Here is a 3,697-nt window from a genome sequence, read left to right as displayed (position 1 = left end):
CATCCTCGCTGTCGTAGAGCTTCACTGCAAAGATCACCAAATCGACGGGACCGATATGAACCGCCGCTTCGCTCGCGGTCACAGGCGCAAGAACAAAGCTGCCGAGGTCGCTCTGGATTTTCAGACCAGTCTGGAGCATTGCCGCGAGGTGCGCTCCGCGAGCAATGAAGCTCACGTCGCCCCCTGCCTGGGCCAGCCTGGCGCCAATATATCCGCCGATGCCGCCCGCTCCCATCATTGCGATCCGCATGCCGTCCCTCGACGTCAGCTGTCGCCATCAACCCGCCAAGCGTTGCGGACCAATTGGTGAGCCGAACGAATATTAGCAGCTTCTTCAGTGACGAACCAGTTCACAGGTCATTATTCCAGGCCTGCGCGTCGTAGGCCTTCGATATATCTGGCACGGTCCTGTGATCGTATCAGTGGGTGGTATTTTTCGACCCAATCGATGCTGAGATTCGGCTGTAGCCGTTTGCATTCGACGAGTCCTTGACGTGCGATTTCCAGATCACCGGCCAGTCCTGCGGCTGCTGTGAGTGTGCGCCAAGCGGTTCCAAAGTTTGGTCTCATCAGTACAGCCCGACGTTCAGCTCTTACCGCTTCGGCGTAACGGCCGGCGACCAGATGGCAAAGACCCTCCACCGAAAGATTCGCTGCTTGGGTTTGATCAAGGGGACTCAGTCGTCGTGCGATTTCGAGCTGGCGGAGGCCATCTTCAGCAAGCCCCGCATAGCCGTAGGCTACCCCCAAGATTATGTGGACGAATGCAAAGTTCGGGTTACGCTGCAGTGCCTCGTTCAGTTCCTCCACCGCCGGCCCAAATCGTCTCGAAAACGCTGATATGTAACCTGCCGCGAAATGGGCCCATGCGTCGTCGGGATCGAGGTCTATCGCACCTTGGGCAAGCGCGAGGGCACTTGATATGCCTTGCTCAAACTCCAAATTGCCGGAAATTACACGGGTGGCGAAGGCCCACGCGAGCAGGCTGCGGGCGCGAGCGTAGTGGGGATCAAGCTCAATAGCTCGCTTCAGGAGGTTGATGCCAGTGTCCTCGTCTTGAATAACCCATGTCCAGATATAAGGCATTGCTCGCACGACGCAGCCCCACGCATCGAGACTCTCAGGCGCCTTACTTTGAAGGCGAAGGCGTTCAGCTGCGTAAATCTGCGGCTCTATCGCTGCGACAACGCTGTGAGTGATCTCATCCTGCACTGCGAAAATATCAGAGGCGGGGCGGTCGTAGCGCTCTGCCCAGATGTGATTGCCGCTGGCCGCGTCAATAAGCTGGCCAGTTACCCGCAGTCGCTCACCCGCCTTGCGAACGCTGCCTTCCAGTACATAGCGAACACCAAGCTCGCGCGTGACCTGACGGATATCTGGCGCCTTGCCTTTGTACGCGAAGGACGAATTGCGCGCGATAACGAAGAAGCCCCGCAGCTTGGATAAGGCGGTAATGATGTCCTCCGCGATCCCGTCGCCAAAGTATTCCTGTTCGGGGTCGCCGCTCATGTTCTGGAAGGGCAGGACGGCGATCGACGGCTTGTCGGGCGGCGCCAGTCTTCCGCCGGACAGATCGGGCACTGTCGACACGCTTGCGATGTGACGGTCGAAGGCCACGCGATAGACTCGCACCGGCCGTGCAATGTTTTTGAGTTCTTTGTCGCCGAGATCCTCGAATTCTTCCTTCAGCTTGTCGCGCACCTGCTCATATGCCGCACCTGACAGGTAAATCTCACTTGGTTCCGCAATGCTTTCCAGGCGAGCAGCAATGTTAACACCGTCGCCCATTAGGTCACCGTCGCTCTCCTCGACTATGTCGCCGATATGGATGCCGATCCGGAACTCGATACGTCGATCAGGCGGCACTCCGGCATTTCGTTCAAGCATGGCATTCTGCACTTCGATAGCGCATCGGACGGCATCGACCACGCTACGGAACTCGACAAGGGCTCCGTCACCGGTGCGTTTCACCACGCGTCCGATGTGTACCGCGATGGTAGGATCAACCAGATCGCTGCGGAGCGCCCGCAGGCGCGCGAGAGTCCGATCTTCGTCCACGCCAGCCAGTCGGCTGTATCCCACGACATCGGCGGCCAGGATTGCCGCAAGCTTGCGGGTCTCGCTCATTTGCCCCTCCTTCCCTATCCGACATAGCACAGACTCAGGAGGGCCGCTGCATTTAGATCCGTTCCGCCTGGGGCCGCTTCGGGTCTGAACTGCGACACAAACGGCGATGTGTCCTTCCAGGAGGGCAAGGCCGGGCTGCCTGAGTGACAAGTATGCCGATCGTCTATACGTAACGGCGGCTCTCTGGCTAAACGCGACCTCTAGCGAGGTCGCCGGTTATTGGCGCCGGCACTGCACGCTCGCATTGGAGGTAGGACTAGACTACGCTCGCCAGTCGGAGCGATCTATGGGAGAGCCGGGACACAAGCATGGAGCGACGCCTTGCCGCAATCCTTGCAGCCGACGTCGTCGGCTACAGCCGTCTCATGGGAGCCGACGAGGCTGGCACGCTTGCGCATCTGAAGAGGCTTCGCGCCGAAGTTATCGAGCCCAAGATCAAAGAGTCGCGCGGACGGATCGTCGGTTCGGCTGGTGACAGCCTTCTTGTCGAATTCGCCAGCGCGGTCCACGCGGTGCAGTGTGCGGTCGAAGCCCAGGAGGGATTGGCCGCTCACAATGCAAGTTTGCCCGAAGACAAGCGCATGACTTTCCGCATGGGTGTGAATTTGGGCGACGTGATCGCGCAGGACGATACGATCTACGGTGATGGCGTGAACATCGCCGCGCGGCTCGAGAAGCTTGCAGAACCTGGCGGCATCTGCGTCGCGCGCAACGTCTACGAGCAGGTCAAAGGCAAACTAGACTACAGCTACACCGATCTCGGTAGCCATCAGGTCCACAACATCGTGGAAGCGGTGCGCGCCTATCGGGTCAGTCGAGCGAAACCCACTTCGGTATTCTCCACAAAGGATATGCTGGCGCTTCCCGAAAAACCGTCCATCGCGGTCTTGCCATTCGACAACATGAGTGGCGACCCCGAGCAGGGCTACTTCGCTGACGGCATGGTCGAGGAGATCATCACCGCGCTTTCCCGCACGCGCTGGCTGTTCGTCATCGCGCGCAACTCGAGCTTTACCTACAAGGGCCGGGCCGTGGACATCAAGCAGGTCGGACGCGAGCTTGGTGTGCGCTACGTGCTTGAAGGGAGCGTCCGCAAGGCGGCGAGCAGGGTTCGCATCACCGGTCAGCTTATCGACGCGACAACGGGAGCACATCTATGGGCCGACCGTTTCGACGGCGGGCTGGAGGATGTTTTTGATCTGCAGGAGGAAGTGACCCGGAGCGTCGTCGGAGCGATCGCTCCGAAGCTGGAACAGGCAGAGATCGAGCGGGCCAAGCGCAAGCCGACCGAACACCTTGACGCTTACGACTACTATCTGCGCGGGATAGCAAGCCTCCACCAATTGACCAGGGAATCCACCGCAAACGCCCTTCAGTTGTTTTACAAGGCCATCGAACTCGACCCTGAATTCGCCTCGGCATACGGCATGGCCGCGTTCTGTGCTGTCATGCGCAAGGCGAACGACTGGATGGCCGACCGTGAGCAGGAAACCGTCGAAACAGAACGCCTGGCTCTGAAGGCAGTGGATTTGGGCAGGGATGACGCGGTTGCGCTCTCACTCGGCGGGAC

Annotated in this window: 3 protein-coding genes; 1 reads left to right on the top strand and 2 read right to left on the bottom strand. The window is 59.5% G+C overall.

All coding sequences use genetic code 11. The features are described from left to right. Nucleotides 1–250 (bottom strand): 2-dehydropantoate 2-reductase (locus EOA28_RS28515; protein ID WP_245501613.1); only part of this gene is annotated, 250 nt, incomplete at its 3' end. Between the two features lie 110 nt (nucleotides 251–360). Then, the gene (locus EOA28_RS28510; RefSeq protein WP_126081500.1) at nucleotides 361–2,127 is read right to left on the bottom strand and encodes an adenylate/guanylate cyclase domain-containing protein; all 1,767 of its coding nucleotides are present in this window, start codon (nucleotides 2,125–2,127) and stop codon (nucleotides 361–363) included. Nucleotides 2,128–2,435: 308 nt separating this feature from the next. On the opposite strand from EOA28_RS28510, the gene EOA28_RS28505 reads away from it, so the two are divergent. Beyond that, nucleotides 2,436–3,697 (top strand): adenylate/guanylate cyclase domain-containing protein (locus EOA28_RS28505; RefSeq protein WP_128315521.1); only part of this gene is annotated, 1,262 nt, incomplete at its 3' end.

Origin of the sequence: Mesorhizobium sp. M2A.F.Ca.ET.067.02.1.1, assembly GCF_004023285.1 — a bacterium.
In the GTDB taxonomy this organism is placed as follows: domain Bacteria; phylum Pseudomonadota; class Alphaproteobacteria; order Rhizobiales; family Rhizobiaceae; genus Mesorhizobium.
The sequence above is the reverse complement of the archived record's forward strand: the minus strand, read 5'-3'. Positions and strand labels throughout refer to the sequence as shown.

Coding starts and splice junctions, on each gene's coding strand:
- EOA28_RS28510 (WP_126081500.1), bottom strand. CDS start 2,127: ATGAGCGAGACCCGCAAGCTTGCGGCAATCCTGGCCGCCGATGTCGTG.